Raw genomic sequence first — 25598 nt, forward strand, 5'->3', positions numbered from 1 at the left:
TGGCTGCGGTTTGCATGACATCCGCGCAGCAGAAACTCTTGTCAGGTGGAAACGCCATGAACGACGAAACCTACCGCGTCAGAATGACCGGTATCTCCAAACGTTATCAGACGATCCAGACCCTTGACGATGTGTCGCTGACCTTGAAGCCGGGGGAAGTTCTCGGCCTCGTCGGTGACAACGGCGCCGGCAAGTCGACCTTGAGCAAGGTTCTGTCCGGCGCGGTCATTCCCGATTCCGGATCCATCGAAATTGACGGAAAGACCGTCGCCTTCGCATCTCCCGCCGATTCACGCGCAGCGCGCATCGAGATGGTCTACCAGGATCTGTCCCTCTGTGACAGCGTCGATGTAGCCGGCAACATCTTTCTGGGCCGGGAGCCCCGTCGCCGCCTGCTCGGACTTCCGTTTCTCGACAATAAGAAGATGCACGACGAAGCGCGCGATATGCTCGAGCGGCTCGGTATCGTTATTGCCGATACGCGGTTGAAGGTGGAAAATCTGTCCGGCGGGCAGCGTCAATCGATCGCGATCGGGAGAGCGGCTTCGTTCAACCCGACCGTGCTGATCATGGACGAACCAACGGCGGCGCTTGCCGTCGCCGAAGTCGAGGCCGTACTTGATCTCATCAAGGCGGTCAGTGCGCGGGGCGTCAGCGTCATTCTCATTACCCATCGGCTCCAGGACCTGTTCCTCGTCTGCGATCGCATTCAGGTCATGTATGAAGGGCACAACGTCGCCGAGCGCAGAATTGAAGACACGAGCATCGAGGAAGTCGTCAATCTTATCGTCGGACGCAAATTTGAGGCCCGGTCGGCCGGTCATCGCAAGGACCAGGGAGTGCAGGCATGACAACATCCTCTTCCACAGCCCACGCGCCCACCGCGGCAACACCGCGTTCGCGTGTTCATAAAAGCAGATGGCGCGACAAAGTTATGAGCAATGGCAGCATCGTGTCGATCGCGTTGTTCTTCTTTGTTGTCTGCGTCTTCTTTTCCATCTTCACCAGCGCCTTCCTGACGGCCCCCAACCTCTTGAATATCATTCGCCAGTCCGCACCCTTGTTGATTGTCGCCGCGTCGATGACCTTCGTCATCACTACTGGGGGAATAGACCTTTCCGTGGGATCCGTGCTCGCTTTAACCGCCACTCTTTCGGCTGCATCGCTGCAGGCGGGGATAGCCTGGCCGCTTGTGGTCGTGCTTATGCTCGTCCTGGGCGGTGCCGTCGGGGCCTTGCAGGGTTTCTTCATTGCTTATGAGCGCATTCCTGCCTTTATCGTCACGCTTGCCGGACTTTCGGTCGTACGTGGTCTGGCGTTGCTGATCACCGCCGGCTATTCCATTCCTGTGGACGCGGAAAGTCCTTTCACGGCAATCGGCAGGGCGTGGTTTTTCGGCGTGCCCGTGCCGGCACTGATTGCGCTCCTTGCCCTGGTCCTTGCCTATATCACGTTCAACCAGACGCCTTTCGGCCGTTATGTAACCGGTATTGGCGCCAATGCCGAGGCGGTGCGTCGTGCAGGCGTCAATACCCGCTTCGTCACCCTATGCGTCTATGTTCTGTCCGGTACGGCCGCCGCCATGGCCGGCATCATTCTCGCTGCCCGGCTCGGGTCGGGATCCTCCAATGCCGGACAGGGTTTTGAACTCGACGTCATCGCTGCGGTGGTTCTCGGCGGCACCAGCTTGTTCGGCGGCCGTGGCACGATCTTGGGCACTATTCTTGGTGCGCTGACCGTCGCCGTCATCGCCAACGGCCTGATCCTTGCGCATATGTCACCATTCCTCACACCGATCGTCACCGGCGCTATCATTCTCATTGCGATCTGGCTGAATTTCCGGATCTTCAGAGGGGCCGTCAGGAGCCGATGACCCATGGATGATCTGTTTAAAACACAGCCCAGGGAGCGGGCGGCAATCGGTGTTGCATCCGGCACTGCCATGACGGTTCTGGGACCAGTACCGGTCGCCGACCTCGGCATCACGCTCATGCACGAGCATATCCTGCTCGACGGGGCGCGGACCTGGAAATGCCCCTGTCATCCCGACGACAGGCTGATTGCCGAGCAGAAGGTCAATATCGAGATCGTCGGCGAATTGCGGATGAATCCGTATATGAACCGCGACAATGTCTCGTTAGATGACAGCGATCTGGCGCTTGCCGAGCTGAAGAAATTCCAGGCGCTCGGTGGCCACACGGTCATCGAGGCGACCAATATCGGTATCGGCCGCGATCCGGAAAAGCTTGCGCGTATATCACGCATGTCCGGCATGAAGATCATCATGGGGACAGGGTTCTATCTTCAGCATACCCATCCCGAGTGGTTGAAGGATATGGACGTTGATGCCGTCACGAAATTCATCGTCAACGATGTCGGCGGTGGCGCCGTTCAACCGGAGATCATGGCCGGTATCATCGGCGAAGTGGGTGTCAGCAAGGATTTCACGTCCGAGGAGTTGAAATCACTCCGCGCCTCGGCCCGCGCTTCCCGCATCACCGGCCTGCCGCTTTCGATCCATCTTCCCGGCTGGGAGCGGCTCGCCCATAAGGTGCTCGATGTCGTGGAAGAGGAAGGGGCCGATCTCCGGCACACTATCCTGTGCCATATGAACCCAAGCCATAACGACCTCGCCTATCAGAAAGGCCTGGCCGAGCGGGGTGCGTTTCTCGAATACGACATGATCGGCATGGACTACTACTATGCCGATCAGGACGCGCAATCGCCCTCCGATGAGGACAATGCCCGTGCCCTTCGGTCCCTCATCGATATGGGTTTTGTCGACCGTCTGCTGCTGTCGCAGGATGTCTTCCTGAAAATCATGCTGACGCGCTATGGCGGTTTTGGCTACGGCTACATCCTCAAGCATTTCGTGCCACGGCTGAGGCGCCATGGCGTTGAGCAGGCAGCGATCGAACAAATGCTGACCGACAATCCGAAATCCGTTTTTTCCGCCGCTTGACCGGCTAAGAAATCCGCATCGCAAGGAGCATACATGTCCAAGAAGAAGATCCTTCTCGCTGGAGAATCCTGGGTATCGACCGCAACCCACATCAAGGGTTTCGATCAGTTTCCGACCGTGACCTATCACACCGGCGCCGACGAATTGCTGGCGGCGCTGAAGAACAGTGACTTCGACGTCACCTTCATGCCGGCGCACGAGGCGCAGCGCGATTTCCCGCAAACCATCGAGGCTCTGTCCGCCTATGATGCGGTTGTGCTGTCGGACATCGGCGCGAACACGCTGCTCCTGCATCCCGATACCTGGATTCATTCAAAGACGACGCCGAACCGTTTGCGCTTGCTGCGCGATTATGTCCGGAGTGGCGGCGGCTTACTGATGTTTGGCGGCTATTACAGCTTCCAGGGCATCAATGGCGGCGCGCGCTACCGCAAGACACCCGTCGAAGAAGTCCTGCCGGTGGAATGCCTTTCCGTCGACGATCGGGTCGAGGTGCCGGAAGGGTTCGCACCCGTCGTCACCGGCGACGAGAGCCATCCGATCTTGGCCGGGCTCGGCAAGGACTGGCCGGTTCTTCTTGGTTTCAACGAAGTCATCGTCAAGGACGCAGCAGAGGTCCTGGCGACCGTTTCCTCCGACTATGGTTCGCTGCCGTTGCTAGTCACAGGGCGCTATGGCAAGGGGCGCACCATTGCCTGGACATCCGATGTCGGGCCGCACTGGCTGCCACCGGGCTTCATTGCCTGGAGTGGCTACAAGACGCTGTTTGAACAGATGCTTGCCTTCGCCACTGCCAAGGATTGAGCCATGCCAATCCATGTCGTCGACATCGCCGGATTGTACCGATGAGGCCCGAGGTCAACGGTGAGCGCCTGCTTCGCCGGTTGAGCGACTTCGCCGAAATCGGCAAGACAAAGGCCGGCGGGGTCAACCGACAGGCATTGAGCAGCGAAGACCGGGCGGCGCGACGCCTTCTCGCCGATCTCGTGACCGCACGCGGTTTCAACGTCTTTCAGGATGCGATCGCCAACCTGTTCGTGCGCCGTGAGGGCCGCGATGCGACGCGGCCGGCGATGCTGATCGGCAGTCATCTCGATAGCCAGCCAACAGGCGGACGCTTCGATGGCGCGCTCGGCACTCTCGCCGCATTCGAAGTGCTGGAGGCTTTGGAAGATGCGGACCATGAGACGGCCTCTGCAATCGAAGTCGTCGCCTGGACGAACGAAGAGGGCAGCCGCTTTGCGCCCGGCGTCATGGGATCGATGGCCTTTGTCGGTGCCGCGCATCCAGACGATTTTCGGTCCGTTGTTTCCGGCGACGGAGAGAGCTTCGGCCAAGAACTCGCCGCTACACTCGCAGCTCTGCCCGAGGCGACAATGCGCCCGCTTGGCACGCCAATCTCGGCCTATCTCGAACTGCATATCGAGCAGGGGCCTTCGCTTGAGCGCGAAGGGCTCGCCGCAGGTGTTGTCACCGCAGTTCAGGGCACGCGATGGCTGGCCGTGACCTTCTCGGGAAGTGCAGGTCATGCCGGCACCACGTCGCTTGCTTACCGCCGCGATCCGATGGTAGCGGCAACCTCGGCGCTGAACCGGCTACAAATGTCGATCATGCCGCAGGACGACGACGCAAGGCTGACCGTTGGGCGGTTTTCGACCCATCCGGGTTCGATCAATGCCATACCGGATCATGTGACTTTTACCGTCGATATCAGGCATCCGGATGCGTTAAGCCTAGCGGCCATCGAAGCAAGGATTCGCGCAGTTTGCGAGGAAGCGGCATTGTCGCAGCGATGCAGCGTCGAGATCTCGACATCCTTCGATATGCCGCCCGGCTCGTTTTCAAAGGTCATGACGGATCGGATTGAAACGGCCGCACGAGCACTTGCCTTGCCGTACAAGCACATGATTTCCGGCGCGTTCCATGATGCGCTGTTCGTCTCCCGGGTTGCACCCACTGCAATGATTTTCGTGCCTTGCCGAGACGGTGTTAGTCATAACGAGACCGAATATGTCGAGCCGGCTCACGCCATCAATGGCGCCCGACTGCTTCTCGCCGCGACACTGGAAAGCGTGTGTTCGTTGCTCGTGATCGTGTGATTTGACCGTCTCCAGAATTCAGCCGTCTGCACGACGCTAGCCAACTGTGCAAGTCACGAAACGATCAGAAATTGGCTGCAGTCTTCAGCCCCAGCACGACGACGTCCTTGTTCTCACTGATGCCACCGGGATTGACCACGTACTGGATGTTCGGGCGGAAAAGCAGCCCGGTTGTGGGACGATACGTATAATACAGCTCGAAGGCGTACTCGGATCCGGGGACCGGACGGTCTTGCGCGGCTTGGGCGTCGGCGACGCGATTGTTGACGTGCGTGGTGCCGACCGCAAAGCCGATATCGTCTTTGGGGCGGGAGCTGAATAGGCCTGTGTAGATCAATCCCCCCGCTATCTGACGATCAGTAGTGGCAGTACGATCATCCGCAACGACGGCATTGAGGAAAAGGCTCAGATTGCTTGTCACCTGCTGCTGGAAGTTGATGTAGGCGCCGTACCGCCCGCGACGCTCACGCGGGGGCAGGCCTGTTAGGGCGAAAAAATTGCCATTGACGTCGGACACGACATCATCAGCGCTGGATGTGTCATACCACCCACCAATCTTGTAGCTGCCCGGCAGCCCCTCATCGCCCAACTTGGGAAGCCAGCCGAGTTCCACCGGTATCAGCGCCCCGGTAGAACCGGAAAAGTACACTGGAAGCACCTGGTCATCGACGCCCAGATATTTGGTGTTTACGTCGTAGACGCCGGCTTGGATGTAGCCGAACCCGCTTAGAGCCACCTTGACGCGGGTCGCCCACTGGCTGATAGGCCAATTGTAGATGTAGTTGCCGACAATGTTGCCGGGGTTCGCACCACAGAATGTCAGATTCTGGAAGTCACATGAAAATGACGCAAAGTCCCCGCCGAAGGTCATGCGGCCGATCTTCCAGTCAATCAGTCCGTCGGCATATTTCTGGTCGAACCAGAATTCCGTCAATCGGATGGTCTGTCCTCGACCGTACACCTCCTGTACCTGCTGAAGCGTGCCGAGCTCGGCGTCGGCGCTGAGGTTGCGACCAAGGCGTTGCGTCAGGGTGACCTGGAACTGCGCGCTCGGGATGCCGAGCAGGCGATCGAGGTCAAACGTCACTCCGGCCGCATACTGGTCAGCATATCGCGTCGTGTGCTCGATGCCACCGGCCGGGTTGTAGGCGATTTCGCTGGTATATCCGAACTGAAAATCGATACCCATCCTTTGCAGACGGGTCCGTTCTCCGCCCCAGTCGCCAAGCAACCAGGAATCCGGCGGAGCGCCGGCGCTCGTCGGATCAACCGCTTTGGTTGCGCGATCTCCGGCATGAGCAACGGCAGTCGAAAAAATCACTGCCAACAGGATTTTTACAACGGACAATGTCTGTTGCCGCATATCCACCCCCGTCCCACTAAGCCCCCCAAGGGAAGCTAACACGATTCGCAGAGATCCTAGTCAATAAGGAGACCCACCACAGCGAGCTGACATTCTCTACGATCGCCCAAATCAACGGCAATCGCTCTCGGACGTCCTGCCGTCGGACCCGCCACGAGACGGTCAATGTGTTTGCCGATCTCGTCGATTCGGCGCATCGAGCCAGCCGACAGGCGGGCGCTTCGATGGCGCGCTCGGAAGCGTTGGTGGAGCGGGAGGAGGAAGCGCTGGAGGAAGACTGAGGATTGCCAGATTGGACGCGGCGTTTGCTTCTTGCCCGGTGGGCGACGCGCCGCTGCAGTCCGTCGGGCCTTATCTATCGATGAGGCGCTTAGCTGAGACGGCGGCCGGTCCATTGGCGGCACGGCATGCAGATTAAATGAAAGGCGACAACAGGTCATCGTGACCTTCGCATTTTCGTGCCGGGCGCGGCACCCTTATTCTCCCTTTGCTGCCGAGCAACAGTTATACTTCGTCGCACGAAAGTAAGCCGTGGGGGGCGAACATGAGCCAGCAACCTATTCCGCTCAAAGTGACCGCTGGCAGATTTGCCCGCGCAGTCAAAATGTTTATGACTTCACATGTGGGCCGAAGAGCAAGGTTGCTCGCTTTTGCCTTGGCAGTTCTCTTTTGCGGCATCAGCGCGCTTAATGTCGTCAACAGTTTTGTCGGTCGAAACTTCTTCACCGCCATTGCCGAGAAACAGACTACGGAATTTATCCGGCAAGCGTTTCTTTATACCGGAGTATTCGCTGCCTCGACGATTGTATCAGTCATCGCCCGCTTTGCCGAGGAACGCCTCGCTCTCCTCTGGCGGGAATTCCTGACACGTCGCGCGGTCGGGCTCTATATGAGTGACGGTACTTTTTATCGCGTCGGTGTCACCGGCAAGCTTTCGCACCCGGATCAGAGAATTGCAAATGACATCGGCACGTTCACGGTCACCACGCTTTCCTTCATTCTCATGCTGCTCAATAGCGGCCTGACGATTTTAACCTTTTCAGGCGTGCTGTGGACAATCAGTCCATTACTTTTCAGCATTGCGGTCGTGTACTCGGCATTTGGATCCTACATGACCATCGTCCTCGGCCGGCCGTTGATCAACTTGAACTATGATCGACTCGACAGCGAGGCAGCCTTCCGCTCCAGCCTTATCCATGTGCAAGAAAACACCGAGTCAATCGTGTTTGAGGGCGGAGAAGAACGCCATGCCAGTCTTTTGTTGAAGCGGTTCGATGACCTCGTCAGCAATCTCAGGCGAATTATAGTGATCAATCGCAACGTGGGCTTCTTCACCACCGGCTATAATTGGATGATACAAATCATTCCGGTTATCATCATCGCCCCGGCCTTTATTCGCGGCGACATGGAGTTCGGCGTGATCACCCAGTCCGCGGCTGCGTTTGCGATGCTTGTCGGTGCATTCTCCTTCATCGTCAGGCAGTTCGAGTCGATCTCCAATTTCGCGGCTGTTGTGGCCCGTATCAGTTCCTTGGTGGAATCTATCGAGGAGGCTCGCAAACCGACACGCTCGAATCTCGAGCTCGTTGAGCGAGATGGCGAACTCGTTTTTGACCACCTCACATTGACCTCGTCCGCAAAAGGCGGCCTGTTGAGAGATTTATCGGCGTCCGTCCCTACCGATACGCGCGTGCTTGTCGTCGGGGAGGACGAAACTGCCGGCGTCGAGTTGCTCCGGTCCACAGCTGGCATCAGCGCTTCCGGCAGCGGACGCATCACCCGCCCACCGCGCAATCAAATCCGTTTTATTCCCCAGCGCCCTTACATGGCCCCTGGAACATTGCGGCAGACCCTTGTCCCGGCGGATATGGCGGCAGGAATATCCGACGAGCAGATTTTGACGCTGCTCGAAGAACTCGGGCTTGGCCATGTGGTCAACGCAAAAGACCTGGATGTCGAACAAGACTGGGGGACTGTTCTTTCGCCGCGGGAACAGCAGCTACTGGCAATTGCGAACGTCCTTATCGTGGCTCCGCGATACCTGTTTGTGGAGAAGGGCGAAGTGACTTTTGGTCATGAATTAATGAACCATATCATCGGGCTCCTCGCTGAAAGATCAATCACGTGCATCAACTTCGCAGAGCCCGGCGCATCGCGTAACCGGTACGATATAGTTCTTGAGTACCATGCAGACGGAAGCTGGACGTGGATCGATCAACGGGGCAAATCCTAACGGAGCACACCCTGGCACAAAGCAATTGACCTGCTCAGCTTCTTAGGGAATGCGGTCGGGGCATTCCCCCGCGATCACAATGAACGGCATTGAAAGCCGTGGCGCCTTTAATCGTCGGCTACGAATCACGTCTGGTCGCAACGCTTGCGCGTCAGTTGCAGATGACTCGCAACAGGTTTATCTTCTCGTTGGCATAGCCATGCGGAGTTGAAACCGAGATGCTGGTCAAAGATGTAATGACGATAGCGCTCGTCAAAATATCACCTGACAATAGTGTCGAGCAGGCGGCTCGGGCGATGTTGGCCAGCCATGTCAGCGGAATTCCTGTCGTCGATGACAATGGGCGTCTGGTCGGTATCATCAGCGAAGGCGACTTGATCCGGAGAACAGAGCTCGGGGGTGCAGCAATTGCCTCGCTCACTGACGCGACCGTTCCCCACCAAGCGAGAGTGAAAGCTTACATCAAGCGCAACTCATGGCGGGTCGGTGATGTGATGACCACCAATCCCGTAACCATAGACGAGGACTCCTCCCTTGCCCGGGCCGCGCAAGTAATGGAAGAGCATGGCGTCAAGCGAATTCCTGTCATGAAAGGTGACCAGCTGGTCGGCATTGTCAGTCGCGCCGACCTGCTCCAAGCATTTCTTGTGACCCGGCGGGACAAAACAATAACCGATGACGACGCCATTCAGCGCATCATCTCGACCCGTTTGGGAGAAAATACCGGACTGGAGGGATTTGCGTTGAAGGTGACCGTTTCCGATGGAATTGTGCATCTGTGGGGAAATGTCGATACCGAAGAAGGCAGGAAAGCCGCACGCATTGTATCGGAAAGTGTCAATGGCGTCAGAGGGGTCGTCGAGCACTTCTCAGCGCGCCCTTCCTGAACGCGCAAGCCACCACCAAGAAATTTAGCTGCCTAAGCTTCTTCATAGTCTAAACTATTGGAATGTACTGTGCATACCCCGTTTTCGACGGGGTATTGAAACGTGCATCGCTATCCACGGCTTGATGGTGTGAGCACGTCATGAATGGGGAACACTGCGGTTTGCGACAGAGGCACGATCGTCCCGCATTCCGATGGCTCGATCCCCCAAGAATGCGGTGTCTCAACTACTTGAGACGGGCGAGCATGGGAGACAAGGGGCATGACCAGCGACGACGCAGTCCTTCCGGCGGGCCTCCCGCGGCAGCATGCGCCGGAGAATCTGTTGCAGCAATATGGCTGCGGGCCAATCAAATTCAACGGCAGCAACAACGCCCTCTATGAGCGGCATTTGCTTTTCGACAACGCACTCGCCCCATCGGAAGCCGGGAACCGCGAGCGGTACGAGGCAGCCGCCCGGTCCGTCCGGGACATACTCTCGCAACGCTGGCAACAGACCGAGCAAGTCTATAGCCGGGAAAATCCAAAGCGTATCTATTACCTCTCGATGGAGTTTTTGATCGGCCGGTCGTTGAGCAACAACATCCTCAACCTGCGGCTCGAGCCGCTTGTCGGTCAGTTCCTTAAGGAAAACCAGTTGGACGAGTGGGCGATACTCGCAGAAGAACCCGATGCCGGCTTGGGCAACGGCGGACTTGGGCGGCTGGCGGCATGCTTCCTGGACTCAATGGCATCCATGCAATTACCGGGCATGGGATATGGATTGCGATACGAATACGGCATCTTCAAGCAGACGATCGTAGATGGCTGGCAGCAGGAGCAACCCGACAACTGGCTGCGCAGACCCGACCCCTGGGAGGTGGCCCGTCCTCAATATGCAGTCGCGGTCGAGCTCGGATGCTCCTTCGAGGTGCGCGGCGGAAGCCTGAAAGCGATCACGGGCAAACCATCGAAGTTGCTCGGCATACCCTATGACAGGCCGATAGTAGGCTATGGCGGCAAGACCATAAACACCTTGCGGCTTTGGGCCTCAGCCACTCCCGACAGCTTTGATTTTCAAGAATTTAGTGCCGGAGAGTTCGTCGGCGCGTTGGCGGAGTGCCTGACGGCGGAAACAGTCACCCGGGTGCTCTATCCGGACGATTCCACGAGCATGGGTCAAGGGCTGCGGTTCGTTCAGGAATACTTCCTTGTCGCATGCTCGCTGGCAGATCTTATCCGCCGCTTTCGCATGAACGACAGCAACTGGAATAGTTTGCCCGACAAGGTCGCAATCCAGCTCAACGATACGCATCCGAGTCTCGCCGTCGCAGAACTGATGCGCGTTCTGCTGGACCATGCAGGGCTGGGTTGGGAATTGGCCTGGGATATCACGAATCGGACATTCGCCTATACGAACCACACCCTCCTCCCTGAGGCGCTGGAGAAATGGCCACTTCAGTGGTTCGAACTCATGCTGCCGCGTCAACTCCAGATCATACTGGAAATCGACCGCCGGCTCAGGGAAGAGGTGGCGGCACGCTGGCCGGACGACACCAGTCGCGCGGAACGGATGAGTATTGTTGAGCATGGTGGTCGCCTCGTCCGGATGGCGCATCTCGCGATTGTAGGCTCCCACAGTACCAATGGCGTTGCCGCGATACACTCAAGGTTGCTGCGGGACGTGACGGTAAGAGATCTAGCTGAACTGTACCCCGAGCGTTTCAACAACAAGACAAACGGCGTTACACCGCGGCGCTGGCTGCTCTTGTCGAATCCCGGTCTTGCCAGTTGCATCACCAATGCCATTGGTGACCGCTGGATCACGAAAACAGACGATCTCCAGAGGCTGAAGCCGCTTGCCGATGACGGTGAATTTATTGCCGCCGTCCGCGGAGCCAAACGCCAGGCAAAATTGCGTTTTACCGAATGGCTGAAATCGCAAGGGGGTATCCAGGTTGATCCCGACACGATCTTCGACTGCCAGATCAAGCGCATACACGAATATAAGCGGCAATTGTTGAACGGACTGAGGATCGCGGCGCTTTATAACCGACTTCGCGAGAGTCCACATTCCGACATGCCGTCCCGTACCTTCTTCTTCGCGGGAAAAGCCGCACCCGCCTATCACGTGGCGAAGTTTATCATCAAATTTTTGAACAATCTTGCCGACACCATCGATGGCGACCCCGTAGCGCGTGGCCGTCTCCGGGTTGTATTCCTGCCCGAGTACAGCGTCTCAATGGCGGAACGCCTAATTCCCGCGAGCGATGTGTCGAACCAAATCTCGACAGCCGGATACGAAGCCAGCGGCACCAGCAACATGAAATTCATGATGAACGGCGCCTTGACGCTCGGCACCCGAGACGGTGCAACGATCGAAATGGCCGAGGCAGCGGGCGAGGAGAACTTCTTCCTGTTCGGTTTGACCGCAGAACAAATCGCCGCGAGCCAGGGCTGGTACAGTCCCTGGTGGCACTATGAGAATGAGCCCGAGACCCACGCCGTTATCGACCTCATCCTTTCCGGTCACTTCTCTCGCCACGAACCTATGCTTGTCGACGCGTTGCGCAACATACTTCTGGCTGGCGGCGACACTTACAGGCATCTGGCGGATTTCGTCTCCTACATGGAGGCAGACCTGCGTCTTCAATCACTCTACGCCAAGCCGGAAGACTGGACGAGAAAGGCGGTGCTTAATCTTGCCAGTTCGGGGAGGTTTTCCAGTGATCGCACGATCTCGGAATATGCGAGCGAAATTTGGAACGCCAAACCATGCCCCGTGCTGTAGTGACCGGGTAGATAATACCGTAAAATACACCGAAAAGTGGCGTCCAGCCGGCCTCCGATCAACTTTTCCTATGACTTGGGCAGTGTTTATGTGATACTAATATAATGGGCATCGCATGTTTTGGTGAGGCGGTAGCCGCTGGCAAGCTCTCCGGCGGTATCAGCTAACATCCACTTTTTTGGGTCTACATACGCCCGAGCTGCAAGCAGCCCAATTTCATTGAACAGCACATCTACAATCCTTGAATCGTTCTCGACAATAGTCCGACTTCATCAGGAGACTTCGATGGCTTCGCTTGAGACGGCAATTAGCAAACAATCTGCCATAGGCGGCACGCCGACAGAAAAGCATCTGTCGGCCGATGAACTTCATTTGGTTGATGCCTACTGGCGGGCTTCCAACTATCTTTCGGTCGGCCAGATATACCTGCTCGACAATCCACTCTTGAGAAAACCCTTGAAACGCGGACACATAAAGCCGCGCCTGCTGGGGCACTGGGGAACATCGCCCGGCCTGAACATGCTCTATACGCATCTAAATCGGGTCATCAAGCGTGACGACCTCAACATGATTTACGTGATTGGTCCTGGTCACGGCGGACCATCGCTCGTCGCTCACGCCTACCTGGAAGGCACCTACAGCGAGGTTTATCCAGACATCAGCCAGGACAAGGAAGGCATGAAGAAACTGTTCAAGCAGTTCAGTTTCCCAGGCGGTATACCAAGTCATGTCGCCCCGGAAACGCCGGGCAGCATCCATGAAGGCGGCGAGCTTGGATATGCCTTAAGCCACGCCTATGGCGCAGCCTTCGACAATCCGGATCTGATCGTTGCCTGCATTGTCGGCGACGGGGAGGCTGAGACCGGGCCACTCGCAACCGGATGGCACAGCAACAAGTTCCTCAACCCCGCTCGCGACGGCTGCGTTCTACCGATCCTCCACCTCAACGGGTACAAGATCGCCAACCCATGCTTCCTCGCCCGTATCCCCAAGGACGAATTGCGGAAGTTCTTCGAAGGCATGGGTTACAAGCCCTATTTCGTCGAGGGCCATGATCCCGATAGCGTTCACCAGCAGCTCGCCGGGACGCTCGATACCATCATCGCCGAAATCCGGGCGATTTGGGCCGACGCCCGCGCCAACCGCAAAGTCAAGCGCCCAGCTTGGCCGATGATCGTCTTCCGGACACCGAAGGGATGGACCTGCCCGAAGGAGATCGACGGCAAGAAATGCGAGGATTACTGGCGGTCGCATCAGGTGCCCATGGGCGAAATGGACAAGTCGGAGCACATTCGCATTCTCGAACAATGGATGAAAAGCTACCGGCCGGAGGAACTCTTCGACGAGAGCGGCCGGTTCAAGCCGGAATTGGCCGCATTGGCTCCCACAGGCCATCGCCGGATGAGCGATAATCCCCACACCAATGGTGGACTGCTGTTGCGTGACCTCAAAATGCCAGACTTCCGCGACTATGCCGTGGAGGTTCCGAGCCCGGGTGCTACGACGGTCGAGTCTGCGCGTGTGATGGGAAAATTCCTGCGCGACGTGATGAAATCAAACCTCGAGAGCAAGAATTTCCGCCTGTTCAGTCCAGACGAAAACAATTCCAATCGATGGCAGGATGTGCTGGAGGTCACCGACCGCTGCTATATGGCGGAAATCTATCCCGAGGACGACCATCTTTCACCCGACGGCCGCATCATGGAAGTTCTGAGCGAGCACCAATGCCAGGGATGGCTGGAGGGCTACCTCCTGACGGGGCGCCACGGCTTCTTTTCCTGCTATGAAGCCTTCATCCACATCGTCGACTCGATGTTCAACCAGCATGCAAAATGGCTGAAAGTCTGCAACGAAATCCCCTGGCGACGGCCGATCGGCTCGCTGAACTATTTCCTCAGTTCTCATGTCTGGCGGCAGGACCACAATGGCTTCAGCCATCAGGATCCTGGCTTCATCGACCACGTCGTCAACAAGAAAGCGGACGTCGTCCGGGTCTATCTGCCGGCGGACGCCAATACGCTTCTTTCGGTGACGGACCACTGCCTGCGCAGCCGCAACTATGTCAATGTGGTTGTCGCAGGCAAGCAACCCGCGCCGCAATGGCTGACCATGGACGAGGCCGTCAGGCATTGCACCATGGGCGTCGGCATTTGGGAATGGGCGAGCAACGACAGGGGCAGCGAACCCGATGTGGTCATGGCGTGCTGCGGCGACGTTCCGACCCTCGAAACACTCGCAGCGGTCCAGTTGCTCCATGAACATTTGCCCGAATTGAAGGTGCGGGTCATCAATGTCGTGAACCTGATGAAGCTGCAACCCAAGGAGGAGCATCCGCATGGACTGTCGGACCCTGATTTCGACGCCCTGTTCACCAAGGATAAGCCGATTATCTTTGCCTTCCATGGTTATCCATGGCTGATCCATCGGCTCACCTATCGCAGGACAAACCACGGCAATCTTCACGTGCGCGGTTACAAAGAAGAGGGCACCACAAGTACGCCCTTTGATATGGTGGTCATGAACGAGCTTGATCGGTTCCATCTCGTCGAGGACGTCATTGACCGGCTGCCTCAACTGGGCGCCCGCGCCGCATACTTCAAGCAGGCAATACATGCCAAGCTCATCGAGCATCGCGAATACATCGAGAAATATGGCGATGACATGCCGGCGATAAGCGGATGGAAGTGGGGCCCGAAAGGCGCATCGCAAGCATCCCGAAAAACATCTACGGAAGGAGACAATCTCTGAGGCGCGCTAAATGGCGACCTTTCCGTTAGCGACCGAGCGATCCTTGGCTACCTATGACCCAAATGCTCTCGACCGACCCCGATCTTGATCGTCTGCCCACCGAGGAGGACCTTCGGCGGCTGCAGTTCACTACGATCCTGTACTATCTTCAGTGCACCAATCCGGATAACGGGCTCGTTCGCGACAAGACACAAATCGATGCGCCAGCCAGCATCGCTGCAATTGGAATGGCCTTGGCAACGCTCCCTGTCGTGGTGGAGCGCGGCGTCATCATTCGGCCTTTTGCGGCCAAGATTGCCCGGAGGCGTCTGGCGTTCTTGCTGTCATGCCCACAAGGGCCTGAACCAGACGCATCCGGCTATAAAGGCTTCTTCTACCATTTCCTGGACATCGAAACCGGCCGCCGGGTCTGGCAATGCGAATTGTCCACCATCGACTCGGCATTCCTGTTCGCTGGAGCCTTGACCGTGGCCGCCTATTTTGATGGCGACACCCCAGACGAGGTTGAAGTCCGTCGGCTGGCCAATGAAATCTACGAACGAGCGGACTGGAACTGGGCTTGTGATCACGGGCTCACTCTCACGCACGGGTGGCGACCGGAAAGCGGCTTCATTCCTTATCGCTGGCGGGGATATGATGAGGGTCTGCTGCTTTATTTTCTCGGCTTGGGATCGCCGACACATCCGTTGCCGCCCGAAGCCTATGCCGCCTACACCGACAGCTATGAGTGGAGAAATATCTACGGGCGTGAGCTGCTCTATTCCGGACCGCTTTTTACTCACCAGCTCTCGCATATGTGGATTGATTTCCGCGGTATCCGCGACGAGTTCATGAGGGAGCACGATAGTGACTACTTCCAGAACAGCCGCCATGCGACCTATGTCCAGCAAGAGTACGCCATCCGCAATCCATTGAAATTTGTCGGCTATGGAGAGCACTGCTGGGGGTTCACGGCAAGCGACGGACCTGGCTGGACCAAGAAGACGGTCGATGGCGTGGAAAGGGAGTTCTTTGACTATGTTGCCAGAGGGGCGCCCTTTGGACCGGACGACGGGACCGTCTCGCCGTGGGTGGCCATCGCCTCCCTGCCTTTCGCTCCGGAGATAGTCATTCCGACCGTCCGGAATTTTGCGCGAATGCAGCTCGGCATGACCCGTCTCTACGGGTTCAAACCGTCGTTCAACCAGACCTACGCGCTAGAAGACAGTGAGGAAGGATGGTGGATCAGTCCCTATCACTTCGGTATCGATCAGGGGCCGGTCGCCTTGATGATTGAAAACTACAGAACAGGACTGCTCTGGAATATCATGCGCCGCTGCCAACCGGTTGTAACCGGCCTGCGCCGCGCGGGTTTCACCGGAGGGTGGCTCTAGGATGGCGGTACGAACAATGTCTCCGCGGACGGAGAGGCCGGTCGGCGATATTTTTGCCAAGGACGTTCCGGCCTGGGTGGAGACGCTGTTCATCATCGAGTTGGCAATCAGCATCGCGCCCGACCTGGATGGCAAGCGCGACATCGACCAGAAAGCGATCGAGCGTCTCACGCAGTTCGGCCTTGGAGCGCCGAGCGCTGCTATCCCCTCAGCCGTTTTGCTGTCACGGGCCAACTCGGCCCGCATCCGGCTCGTCTCCTGCCTGGTCGCCGTACCGCCTGCGGATGCGCGGCATCATAATGCTACAGTTCAGAGCTCGTAATGGCCATGGATACAATCCTTGTTGTCAATGCTGGATCGTCCAGCCTCAAATTCGAGGTCTTCTCTATCGAAGACGGGCTGAGGAAACGTCTTCGGGGGCAGATGGAAGGCATCGCCACGGCGCCGCGGCTGCGGGTCAACGGCAGTGATGGCAAGATGCTAGCGGACCGGAAGCAGGCGGCGGCGGATGTGCCCGACCTGCCCGCAGCTATGCGAATTGTCGGCGCCTGGCTGCGTGAAAAGCACGAGGGCCGGCTTGTCGCCGTCGGGCACCGTGTCGTCCATGGCGGCCCTGACTACGACCGGCCGGTACTGATCACAAAGGAGGTACTTGGCGATCTGGAGCGCTACGTGCCGCTCGCCCCGCTACATCAACCGAACAATCTCATGCCGATCCTTGCGGTGCTAGATCGTCGGCCGGATTTGCCGCAGGTTGCGTGCTTCGACACGTCGTTTCATCGGGGGCAAAGTCTGGTGGCGAACCACTACGCAATTCCGGAGCAATTTTTCGCGGAGGGAGTGCGGCGCTACGGCTTTCATGGGTTGTCCTATGAATACGTCGTCGGACGCTTGCGGGAGGTCGCACCGGACATTGCAAACGGCCGGGTGATCACGGCGCATCTTGGCAGCGGCGCGTCCTTATGTGCCCTTTTCGAAGGGAAAAGTATCGAAAGCACGATGGGCTTCACGGCGCTCGACGGACTGCCGATGGGCACCAGGTGCGGGCAGATCGATCCCGGCGTTCTCCTGTATCTGCTCGACCAGAAAGGCATGTCGCCCAAGGATGTGCAGAACCTGCTTTACAATGAATCCGGCCTCAAGGGCTTGTCTGGCGTCAGCAATGACGTGCGCGTGTTGCTGGCAAGCGAGGACCCGCGCGCCGGCTTCGCCCTTGATCATTTCGTCTATCGGATCGGTTTCCACGCCGGGGCGCTGGCGGCCGTGCTCGGTGGTATCGACGCCTTCGTCTTTACCGCAGGGATCGGCGAAAATTCTCCCGAGATGCGGGCGAGAATAGCGGCCAGGCTGGAATGGCTCGGCGCTAGGCTGGACCCGGAAAAAAATATCAGAGGCGAATTGCTGGTCTCCAAGCCCGACAGCCGCCCGGAGCTCTATGTTGTGCCGACCGACGAAGAACTCATGATCGCGCGCCATACGCTCAAGCTCATCGGCGGGTAGATACCGGCCCGAATTTCACGGCCACGCATGGATGGTAGTGACCAGAAACGCCAAAAGCCGCTCGGGCCGCCAACTTCCTATCAAGCGACAAAACGCCTCCGGCGGCTGGTGATCGCCGGAGACGGCCGGGCGGTAGGGCGCAGCAACAGATGCGACCCAGCGCTAATGATGCCCATTCTCGGTCTTGTAGCCGGCTTGCTGGATGGGATGCGCGTCGGCGAACGCCGAGAGTTCGAAGCAGCGCTTCCCAAGGGCCGCCACGGCGGGAAACGCCGCTAAGTCCAATTCAAAAAGATTGGCCATGACGATTTGGCCAGCAATGCAGATGTCAGCGATCGTCGGTGCAGGTCCCAGCGCAAATGGAGCGGGTGGGCGTCGCGTTAGCAGCCGCTCGTAGGTCGCAAGTCCTTCGTCCACCCAATGTTTGCACCATGACTCGATTGCAGCCGCGTCGGCGCCGAATGCCGCGCCGAGATGTTTACGGACGCGCGGCACGATAAATGGATGGGAATCGGCAACCGAAACCAATGCAAGCGAACGGGCATAGGCGCGCTCTTTCGCATCGGCAGGTAGGAGCCGGGGCTCCGGCCAAATGTCGTCGAGATATTCCATGATGGCCAGCGACTGGAAAATGCGATGGCCGTCATGAACAAAGGTGGGCACCACATGCTCCGCATTCACTTCCGCATAAGCGGTATCGAACTGGCGTCCGGATAGAATATCGATTTCGATTTCCTCGAAGGGAAGTTTCTTCAACGCAAGTGCAACACGGACGCGGAATGCCGCATTGGATCGCCAGAAGCCGTAGAGTTGAATTGGCAATGGATTGGTCCTTTCCTGATACTTCCATCAGAAAGATAAGCGAAACCCTATCATGGGCTGAGTGGAAACCGATAAGCGAGACATGCGGAGCGGCAATACCCGAGCACTCCGATCCCGGGTCCCCGCTATTCGATCAGAATAGCAGAGCCCGCAGAAAGTGTTTGGTAAAGTCTTCCTCACTTCAGCGTGCGCATCAATACGACGCAGGCCAGCGCTGAAAGGCAGGCACAGAATCCCATCACGCCCATCCATGCCAAACCCGTACGATCGTGCTTCCGGCCAGCCCGCGGCTCCTCCGAGGAAGATGGCGGAGGTAGAGTGTGTTGATTCTGTTCTGTGCAAGTCGATTGAGCGCGAGGGCACGTATCTGGCGGCGATCCGCTTGGGGCCGGCGATCTATTTCCGGCGCAAGGGCATGCATGCGGCCGCTAAAATGAACCGCTTTGCGTGACGTTGAGCGTCGGCGCGGGGGCCCACAGGCGTCCGTTGGAAAGGGTGATATTGCCAGTTTCTCTGTGTTGCACCAGCCGCTTGTTTACAAGAGCCGGCGTAGCTTAGTGAAACAACAAGTAGACAAGCGGGTAGGCGTGGTGTATGTCAAACAATCGAAGCTTTGTTTGCTGATATTTGTTTTTGCTGCGCCTGGCGCCTCTTCACGAACTTCCCCTCTCAAAGTCGAAACAACCGCCGTGCGCCGCCCGGCGGGGGATTAAATGTTGCTATGAAAGGGTTTCGTATGACCACAGGCACAGTTAAATGGTTCAATGCCACCAAGGGCTTCGGCTTCATTCAGCCTGACGACGGCAGCGCCGACGTCTTCGTTCACATTTCTGCCGTCGAACGTGCTGGCATGCGCTCGCTCGTCGAAGGCCAGAAGCTCGCCTTCGAACTGGAGCAGGATCGCAAGTCGGGCAAGATGTCCGCAGCCCAGCTCCAGGCCGCTTAAGCCTTAGCGTCCCGTGACCACGGATGTGCTGGCACGGGATCAAGGCGTTCAAAGGCTAGGCACATGTCTGGCCCTTTTTCCGTTGAAGTGTTGATCCACGCGGATATCTGCGGGACTTCCTTTTGAGGCCAACATGCGCTTCAACCCGCGACCCCCAGAAATCCGATAGGGAAAATACATTGAGAAACCTGAACGACAACAGCTTTGCTGAGCGCCGCAAATCCGCGGAGAATGCCAAGCGGGAGCTTTTGGCGAAGTTTGCGTCCACCCCGAAATCGACGGATCCCGCGATGCAGGAACGGCTGGCGGCACGCGAGGCTGTTGCTGCAGCAAGGGAGGCGCGCCGAGCCGAGCGTGACGCCTTAAAGGCAGCGGAGAAGGAGCGTCTCCTGATGGAAACCGCCGCATTAGCGGCAGCGGCGCAAGCCCAGGCGAAAGCAGTCGCCGAAGCCGCGCAAGCAGAAATCGACAATCGCAATTCTCGTGTTATGGCCGACGAAGCTGCGCGCAAGGCCGAACGCGATCGCCGCTACGCGGCACGCAAGGCCCGTCAAGGCTGACGGCTGAAGACCATGCCCGAAGCGCGGAGATGAATCCCGCTTCGGTGACGCTCACGCCGAGGACGGAGAACGGATCGAATTCCATGAATGGCAACGCCCACGCAATTCAGGCACCTCGCGAAGAAGCCGCCGGCGCCTGGCTGAAGATCCTCTCGAAGTACCGGCAACCGCGGTTTGGACGCAGCGCCTTCGAGCTTTTTGTTACGGTTTTGCCTTTTGTGGCATTCTCGGCCGGCGCATATGTCTCTCTCTCCCAGCAATTCTGGCCAGGGCTGATTCTTATCTTGCCGGCTGCGGCCTTTCTACTGCGCCTCTTCATGATCCAGCATGATTGCGGGCATGGCTCGTTCTTCGCCCGACGGGGCCTCGACAGCTGGACGGGGCGCGTCATCGGCGTATTGACGTTGACGCCTTATGATTATTGGCGGCGGGCGCACGCCGCCCATCATGCGTCAGCCGGCAATCTGAACGAGCGAGGCGTCGGCGATATTACCACACTGACCGTCGCGGAATATCATCGCCTTTCCTGGTCGGGACGCCTTGCTTACCGGCTTTACCGGCATCCGCTGGTGATGTTCGGTATTGGACCCGCCTGGCTGTTTTTATTCAAGCAACGCCTGCCTTTCGGAATGATGGGCTCCGGCGCTTTGCCCTGGTTTTCAACCATGACGACGAACCTAGCGATCGCAGCGGTCACGGCATTGATGATATGGGCCGTCGGACTCGTGCCGTTTCTCCTGATCCACCTGCCGATCGTGTTGCTTGCCGGCGCGGCAGGCGTGTGGCTCTTCTACGTTCAACACCAGTTCGAGGAAACCCATTGGTCGAAGGCCGAAGCGTGGCGATTTCCCGAGGCCGCTCTTCACGGGGCATCCCACTATGATCTGCCGCTGGTGCTCCGGTGGGTTACCTGCAATATCGGCGTTCATCATGTCCATCACCTGTCGAGCAGGATCCCCTATTACCGGCTCCAGGAGGTGCTGCGCGATCATCCCGAATTGGCGGGGATCGGACGCATAACGTTATGGCAGAGCCTTCAATGTGTCAGGTTCGTGCTTTGGGACGAAAACAGCGGTAAGCTCGTTTCCTTCCGCGATGCCACAAAGGCGGCGACGCCTGCATAACCTATCCGGCGCCGATGCAAATTCGCTAATCCAGACTCCAAACCATCCACCTCGTTATCCAAGGACCGAACATTGAACACGACCACGGACAGAAATCAGAACGCCACACCCGCGGTCATCGAGCTTACGCCGACCCAGATCAAGGGTCTGAAGCTCGCCAAGGATGGTGACCTGTTCCCTCAGGACGCAAAGAAATGGACGCATCTGAACGCCGTCGTCACTTATGCGAGAACCGACCGATTCAAGGAGCGGCCGCAGAAAGTCAAATTCCTGACGACGACAACATTGGACGAATTGCGGGAATTGGGTCTTCTGCGAAGCCTCAATCCGAACGCAAAGACCGATGAAGCCGCGCATGGAATTACCATGGCAGGCAAAGTGTGGCTAATGAGAAACAAATAACCCGGTCTTCCGGCGATATCGCGGTGGGCTGATCCGGAAGCAGCGTCGTCGCCATCCGGGTTGTGCGAAGTCCAGCTCTCACTATTGCAGACCGCACAGGTTCGACAGGCGTATTTGTGCCCAATTGCGCAGGAATTCTTGCGTTTGTGGCAGTTTCGATAAGAGCTCGGCGGCTGGACCGCTAATATTTATAGTTGAATCCGTTATCTTGCATGCGCCGATATCGAGCGTCACTTTCGCGACGACCTTACCATCCAGCGGTGACAATTGCAGGAAGGATTCCGTACTCGACCCGCAAGTCACAGACACGTTTGCCGTGACCGAAACACCATTTGGAGCTGTACAGAAATCAACGGCCGTTACCTCAAGTCTCCTCGTGCGATTTGGTCCGGCTGGCATCTGTTCGCATAGCTTCGCGGTAGAGATTATTGACGTGATTTGTCGCCATTCCGGACTTTTCAAAGCTGACCAACAGCCAGCCGAGGCAAAATCGGAAAATACAACAGATAATCCTACGGAAATACAGACTACTTCCGCGACTCTGACAAATCGGCCTCTCATGTGACCGCTCTCTATATTTTAAGGACGCTGAATTCTACATGGGTTTTGCACTGCGTTCAACCGTCAAATCTTTGGAAACACTACTAAAGATTTTCGCACACGCCTATTGCGCCGCGTCGGCAGCGTCAAACAACGTCGTTCGCGCGTGCGTCCATCGACATTAATTCCCTTGGCCACATGCCGACGGCACACACCGTCCAGTTCATTCGCTCGCTGCTTTCGCCTGGCCCGCCTCTCTTCCCATCCCCAAGTCGACGCGTCGCGCTGATCGCAACAGATCAACGATAGCGGTTCGCGTCCTAGCTGCGGCCGAGCAGCAGTTTCACGCGCTCAGCCGTCCACTGGCGATGGAAGGTTCCAAGCCAGCCCAGATAGGCGATAACCCCAATCAAAATTGTCAGGCCGAGGCGAAAGCCAATATTCCAGTCAAGTATTTCTGACCTCGTCCACCAGGTCGCAAGACCCATAAATGCAGATCCAATCGCCGCCGGAGCAAGCCCTCGATACACAGAAAGATGCGCCAGTTTCAGTCTCTTATGCAGGAATAAATTGCCGGCAATGCCATAGACCAATGCGGGCGCGGACATCCAGATAATGGCAGCTTGGGGAGAAATCTTCGGCAAGCACAAGAGCACCGTGATGCAGGTCACTGCCACCGCGATACTATATTTCAATGAGGCCCTGTTCAGATTCAAGGCGTTCATCGCAATTGGGTTAAACCATGCAATCGGAATCATCAGGGATATGATGGCGACAGACCGAATGATTGGCGCCACGCCATAATACGCATGCGGCAACAGCAAAGCGACGATATCATCTGAAATGACAAACAGCCCGGTGAATGCAGGCAATGAGACAAAGGCCGCCGTTCGGATGATTGCAACGTAGACCTCTTGCTCCTTCGCGATGTCGCCTCGAACCTTTGTCATCAGGGGAAGCCACAGCGAAAACAGTGGGCCGATGAGAGGCCCTTGCATCGTTTCACCGATGCGGTCGGCCGCGCGAAACAAGCCGACGGTCCGTTCATCGTATCGCAGGCCGAATATCAAGACCACCGCACGCTGCGTCGACAGGCTGAGCGCCGCAACGGACCACAGGGGAAGGAAGCGTCGCAAGATATTCCGAGCGATGTGCCAATCGGCATCAAATCCAGGACGCCAACGCGTATAGCGATATTCGAACAGAAGAACCGCGAGTACCGACACGACCCTTTGAACAACCAGCGCCCAGATCGCCCAGGGAGTGAAGGCAAGCATAATCCCGGCAGCGCCACCTGCAAACGTGCTTACGATATTACGCTGGGTGAATGTCTTGAAGCCGAGATCCTTCATGATCAAGGCATCCATCACCGAAAGCCACGGGGTCGCCAAAAGCATCAATCCGAATATCGGCATAAAATAGCGTATCAGCGGTGCGTTTTGGTAATCGGCGACTAGCGGGGCGGCAGCGACCAACAGTGCCGCAAACGGCAACGCGACGGACAACAAACCGTAGAACGCCGAGTTCAGTGTTTTTCTGTCGTAGCCTTTCGCCTGGATAACGGCATCCATGCCGGCATATCTCCCTTCGTTGGCAAGGAAATCTGCAATCACCGAAGACAGGGCAACGACACCGAAGAGTTCAGGCGGCAACGCCCGTGCGAGGATCAAAAAGATGACGAAGCCGGATGCCTGGGAGAGGATCGCATTGACGCTGCTCCACAAAATTCCACTGCGAAGGGCTCGTGAAATCGAGATTTCGGTCATTCAGTTTTCCCGTCCCGCTCACGCCCGCCTTAAACACACTATAGAAAACTTCGCCAATTAATAAGGCACCAAGATGGATGAAGCCGCCACCGGTGATCTGGCTATACTTTCTATGCGCCGTCGTCCCGAAGGCCATGTTTGGTAGACTTTTTATCGGCCAAATTTGCAGCCCCGGGTCAAAGAGGAGCATCCGTGTCCTGAACTTGACAGAATAACAATACCTCCCCGGGAAACGTACATCGCCGAAGTCGCTCAAAAGACGATCCGCGGTGAATCCGCCGCGATATTGCGGGGAGATCGCGACGAAACGAGCCATCATGGTGAAGCAACGCCCTGGCTAAACACAGGAGAGAGCGCCTGGCCCCACCCAAACCATCATGGCTTCAAGAGCGCCCAGATCAGTGTCGTCTTTATCCGCCGGCGAATGCTCTTCTTGAAATTCGTTTCCCCAATCTTGTTGACCGCGTCCCAATAGGGCGTGCGCTTGAGGTAATGATAGTATTTCCAAATATAAGGATGGTATCCGTCGATCGACCAGGGTTTGTTATGTTCGGTGAAATGGATGATCTTTGGGCGCCGGTCGTTTGCCATCTCGGACTTTTCGGCAAAACACGGCCTTCCTTCCTGCATCAGCATCCGGCGCTGGACGTTCCAAAGCGGGTCGAAATGCTTCCATTGGCCCCAAAAGACGACGTTGAGTGCGTCCTGATCGATTTGATCGAGCTCTTCGAACCGTGTTTCCAACAGATCCAGGACCTGCGAAAACTCATTGCCTTGCCGGATCCTTTCAAGATCCAGCAGAAGAATGCCGGAGTTGAAATAGGCCAATCGCTTGGGCGGCAATCCGAAATGTTTTGCAAATGCTTCAGAATCGATACCAACGTCGTAGACGCCGCCAATCATGCAATCGCCGAGGTCCTGCATCCAAAGCTCGCGTATGTCACCGATCACCACAACATCGGCATCGAGATAAAGAACCTTGCTGACATCTGCCGGTGCAAGATCGGGAAGCGCCAAACGATGGTAGGCAGCGCGGCTAACATGCCTTCTTCCCTCCATGTTCAACAGGCGTGAATCCGTGATCTCGAGCCATTCAAACCTTTGGCCCGGTGCGCAACGTTCCAAATCCGCGTGTTGGTCGAGCGGTATGCCGTCATGGACAATCAGAAAACGGAATCGAGCATCACGGGCGTTATCGATCAAGGACGTGAGTGCTACAGCCGCGTGCGGCAGGTAACCAGCGTCGATGCCGAAGGCGATAACAACCTCCGAGACATCGCGTGGCGGTATTTTCGAACGGGCCTCCCAAACAGCGGGGTCGTCCGTTACTGAGGAGATGTCGCCTGGCAGGGAAACGTTTGTCCTGGCGAAGGGCATAGACTTTGCAAAGAAGGACGGACGCTTACTCACGGAAACTGGCGTTCCATGTGCCCCTACTGGTTCAACCATCACCATTCCCCTTTTTTAAGTTTGCGAGAGGCGATCTGCGGCCGGTTTTCTTGGG

General features: G+C 57.3%; 21 protein-coding genes. 17 read left to right on the forward strand and 4 right to left on the reverse strand.

Annotation, left to right across the window (positions count from 1 at the left end):
* Window positions 1-56 precede the first annotated feature (56 nt).
* Genes FHT86_RS27835 through FHT86_RS27855 form a run of 5 tightly spaced genes read left to right on the forward strand, consistent with a single transcriptional unit; the run spans window position 57 to window position 5061 of the window.
* The gene (locus FHT86_RS27835) at window positions 57-851 is read left to right on the forward strand and encodes an ATP-binding cassette domain-containing protein (protein ID WP_133709977.1); all 795 of its coding nucleotides are present in this window, start codon (window positions 57-59) and stop codon (window positions 849-851) included.
* Window positions 848-1873 (forward strand): ABC transporter permease, encoded by a 1026-nt coding sequence (locus FHT86_RS27840; protein ID WP_133709976.1) that lies wholly within the window; start codon window positions 848-850, stop codon window positions 1871-1873. Before FHT86_RS27835 ends, FHT86_RS27840 begins: the two co-directional genes overlap by 4 nt.
* A 3-nt stretch (window positions 1874-1876) precedes the next feature.
* A complete protein-coding gene (locus FHT86_RS27845) occupies window positions 1877-2962 on the forward strand; it encodes a phosphotriesterase (RefSeq protein ID WP_133709975.1) in 1086 nt (361 codons plus the stop codon).
* A 33-nt stretch (window positions 2963-2995) separates the two neighbouring features.
* Window positions 2996-3766, forward strand: coding sequence for a glutamine amidotransferase (locus FHT86_RS27850; protein ID WP_133709974.1), 771 nt, complete (start codon window positions 2996-2998; stop codon window positions 3764-3766).
* A gap of 41 nt (window positions 3767-3807) precedes the next feature.
* Window positions 3808-5061 (forward strand): Zn-dependent hydrolase, encoded by a 1254-nt coding sequence (locus FHT86_RS27855; protein ID WP_133709973.1) that lies wholly within the window; start codon window positions 3808-3810, stop codon window positions 5059-5061.
* 64 nt (window positions 5062-5125) lie between these two features.
* Here the strand turns inward: FHT86_RS27855 and FHT86_RS27860 are convergent, their stop codons facing one another.
* Window positions 5126-6424 carry a carbohydrate porin gene (locus FHT86_RS27860; protein ID WP_133709972.1) on the reverse strand — a complete coding sequence of 433 codons (1299 nt, stop codon included), beginning with the start codon at window positions 6422-6424 and terminating at the stop codon, window positions 5126-5128.
* Window positions 6425-6968: 544 nt separating this feature from the next.
* Between FHT86_RS27860 and FHT86_RS27865 the strand changes: the two genes are divergently transcribed.
* From FHT86_RS27865 to FHT86_RS27895, 7 genes are all read left to right on the forward strand, one after another.
* On the forward strand, window positions 6969-8657 hold the full coding sequence (locus tag FHT86_RS27865; protein ID WP_133709971.1) for an ABC transporter ATP-binding protein/permease: 1689 nt from the start codon (window positions 6969-6971) through the stop codon (window positions 8655-8657).
* 218 nt (window positions 8658-8875) lie between these two features.
* A complete protein-coding gene (locus FHT86_RS27870; protein WP_133709970.1) occupies window positions 8876-9544 on the forward strand; it encodes a CBS domain-containing protein in 669 nt (222 codons plus the stop codon).
* A 261-nt stretch (window positions 9545-9805) separates the two neighbouring features.
* Window positions 9806-12313: a glycogen/starch/alpha-glucan phosphorylase gene (locus FHT86_RS27875; RefSeq protein ID WP_133709969.1), complete on the forward strand. Its 2508-nt coding sequence runs from the start codon at window positions 9806-9808 to the stop codon at window positions 12311-12313.
* 285 nt (window positions 12314-12598) lie between these two features.
* Window positions 12599-15061, forward strand: coding sequence for a phosphoketolase (locus FHT86_RS27880; RefSeq protein ID WP_166656931.1), 2463 nt, complete (start codon window positions 12599-12601; stop codon window positions 15059-15061).
* A gap of 53 nt (window positions 15062-15114) precedes the next feature.
* Entirely contained in the window at window positions 15115-16434 is a 1320-nt protein-coding gene (locus FHT86_RS27885) for a glucoamylase family protein (protein WP_133709968.1), read from the forward strand.
* Window positions 16435-16450: 16 nt separating this feature from the next.
* On the forward strand, window positions 16451-16756 hold the full coding sequence (locus tag FHT86_RS27890) for a hypothetical protein (RefSeq protein WP_133709967.1): 306 nt from the start codon (window positions 16451-16453) through the stop codon (window positions 16754-16756).
* A 5-nt stretch (window positions 16757-16761) separates the two neighbouring features.
* Window positions 16762-17934 carry an acetate/propionate family kinase gene (locus FHT86_RS27895; protein WP_133710230.1) on the forward strand — a complete coding sequence of 391 codons (1173 nt, stop codon included), beginning with the start codon at window positions 16762-16764 and terminating at the stop codon, window positions 17932-17934.
* Between the two features lie 162 nt (window positions 17935-18096).
* Here FHT86_RS27895 and maiA read toward each other — a convergent pair whose 3' ends face one another.
* The gene (gene maiA, locus FHT86_RS27900) at window positions 18097-18756 is read right to left on the reverse strand and encodes a maleylacetoacetate isomerase (RefSeq protein ID WP_133709966.1); all 660 of its coding nucleotides are present in this window, start codon (window positions 18754-18756) and stop codon (window positions 18097-18099) included.
* Window positions 18757-19060: 304 nt separating this feature from the next.
* On the opposite strand from maiA, the gene FHT86_RS27905 reads away from it, so the two are divergent.
* The 5 genes from FHT86_RS27905 to FHT86_RS27925 all read left to right on the forward strand — a co-directional run bounded on the left by FHT86_RS27905 (window position 19061) and on the right by FHT86_RS27925 (window position 21788).
* Window positions 19061-19207, forward strand: coding sequence for a hypothetical protein (locus FHT86_RS27905; protein ID WP_166656930.1), 147 nt, complete (start codon window positions 19061-19063; stop codon window positions 19205-19207).
* Between the two features lie 285 nt (window positions 19208-19492).
* Window positions 19493-19702 (forward strand): cold-shock protein, encoded by a 210-nt coding sequence (locus tag FHT86_RS27910; RefSeq protein WP_133709965.1) that lies wholly within the window; start codon window positions 19493-19495, stop codon window positions 19700-19702.
* A gap of 179 nt (window positions 19703-19881) precedes the next feature.
* Window positions 19882-20262, forward strand: coding sequence for a DUF6481 family protein (locus FHT86_RS27915; protein ID WP_133709964.1), 381 nt, complete (start codon window positions 19882-19884; stop codon window positions 20260-20262).
* A gap of 83 nt (window positions 20263-20345) precedes the next feature.
* Entirely contained in the window at window positions 20346-21386 is a 1041-nt protein-coding gene (locus FHT86_RS27920) for a fatty acid desaturase (protein ID WP_133709963.1), read from the forward strand.
* Between the two features lie 72 nt (window positions 21387-21458).
* Window positions 21459-21788 (forward strand): hypothetical protein, encoded by a 330-nt coding sequence (locus tag FHT86_RS27925; protein ID WP_133709962.1) that lies wholly within the window; start codon window positions 21459-21461, stop codon window positions 21786-21788.
* Between the two features lie 860 nt (window positions 21789-22648).
* Here FHT86_RS27925 and FHT86_RS27930 read toward each other — a convergent pair.
* The gene (locus tag FHT86_RS27930; RefSeq protein WP_133709961.1) at window positions 22649-24094 is read right to left on the reverse strand and encodes an oligosaccharide flippase family protein; all 1446 of its coding nucleotides are present in this window, start codon (window positions 24092-24094) and stop codon (window positions 22649-22651) included.
* A gap of 375 nt (window positions 24095-24469) precedes the next feature.
* Window positions 24470-25504, reverse strand: a complete 1035-nt coding sequence (locus FHT86_RS27935) for a glycosyltransferase family 8 protein (RefSeq protein ID WP_166656929.1) — start codon at window positions 25502-25504, stop codon at window positions 24470-24472.
* Window positions 25505-25598: the final 94 nt, after the last annotated feature.

The organism is Rhizobium sp. BK313, assembly GCF_014193655.1.
GTDB lineage: Bacteria > Pseudomonadota > Alphaproteobacteria > Rhizobiales > Rhizobiaceae > Rhizobium.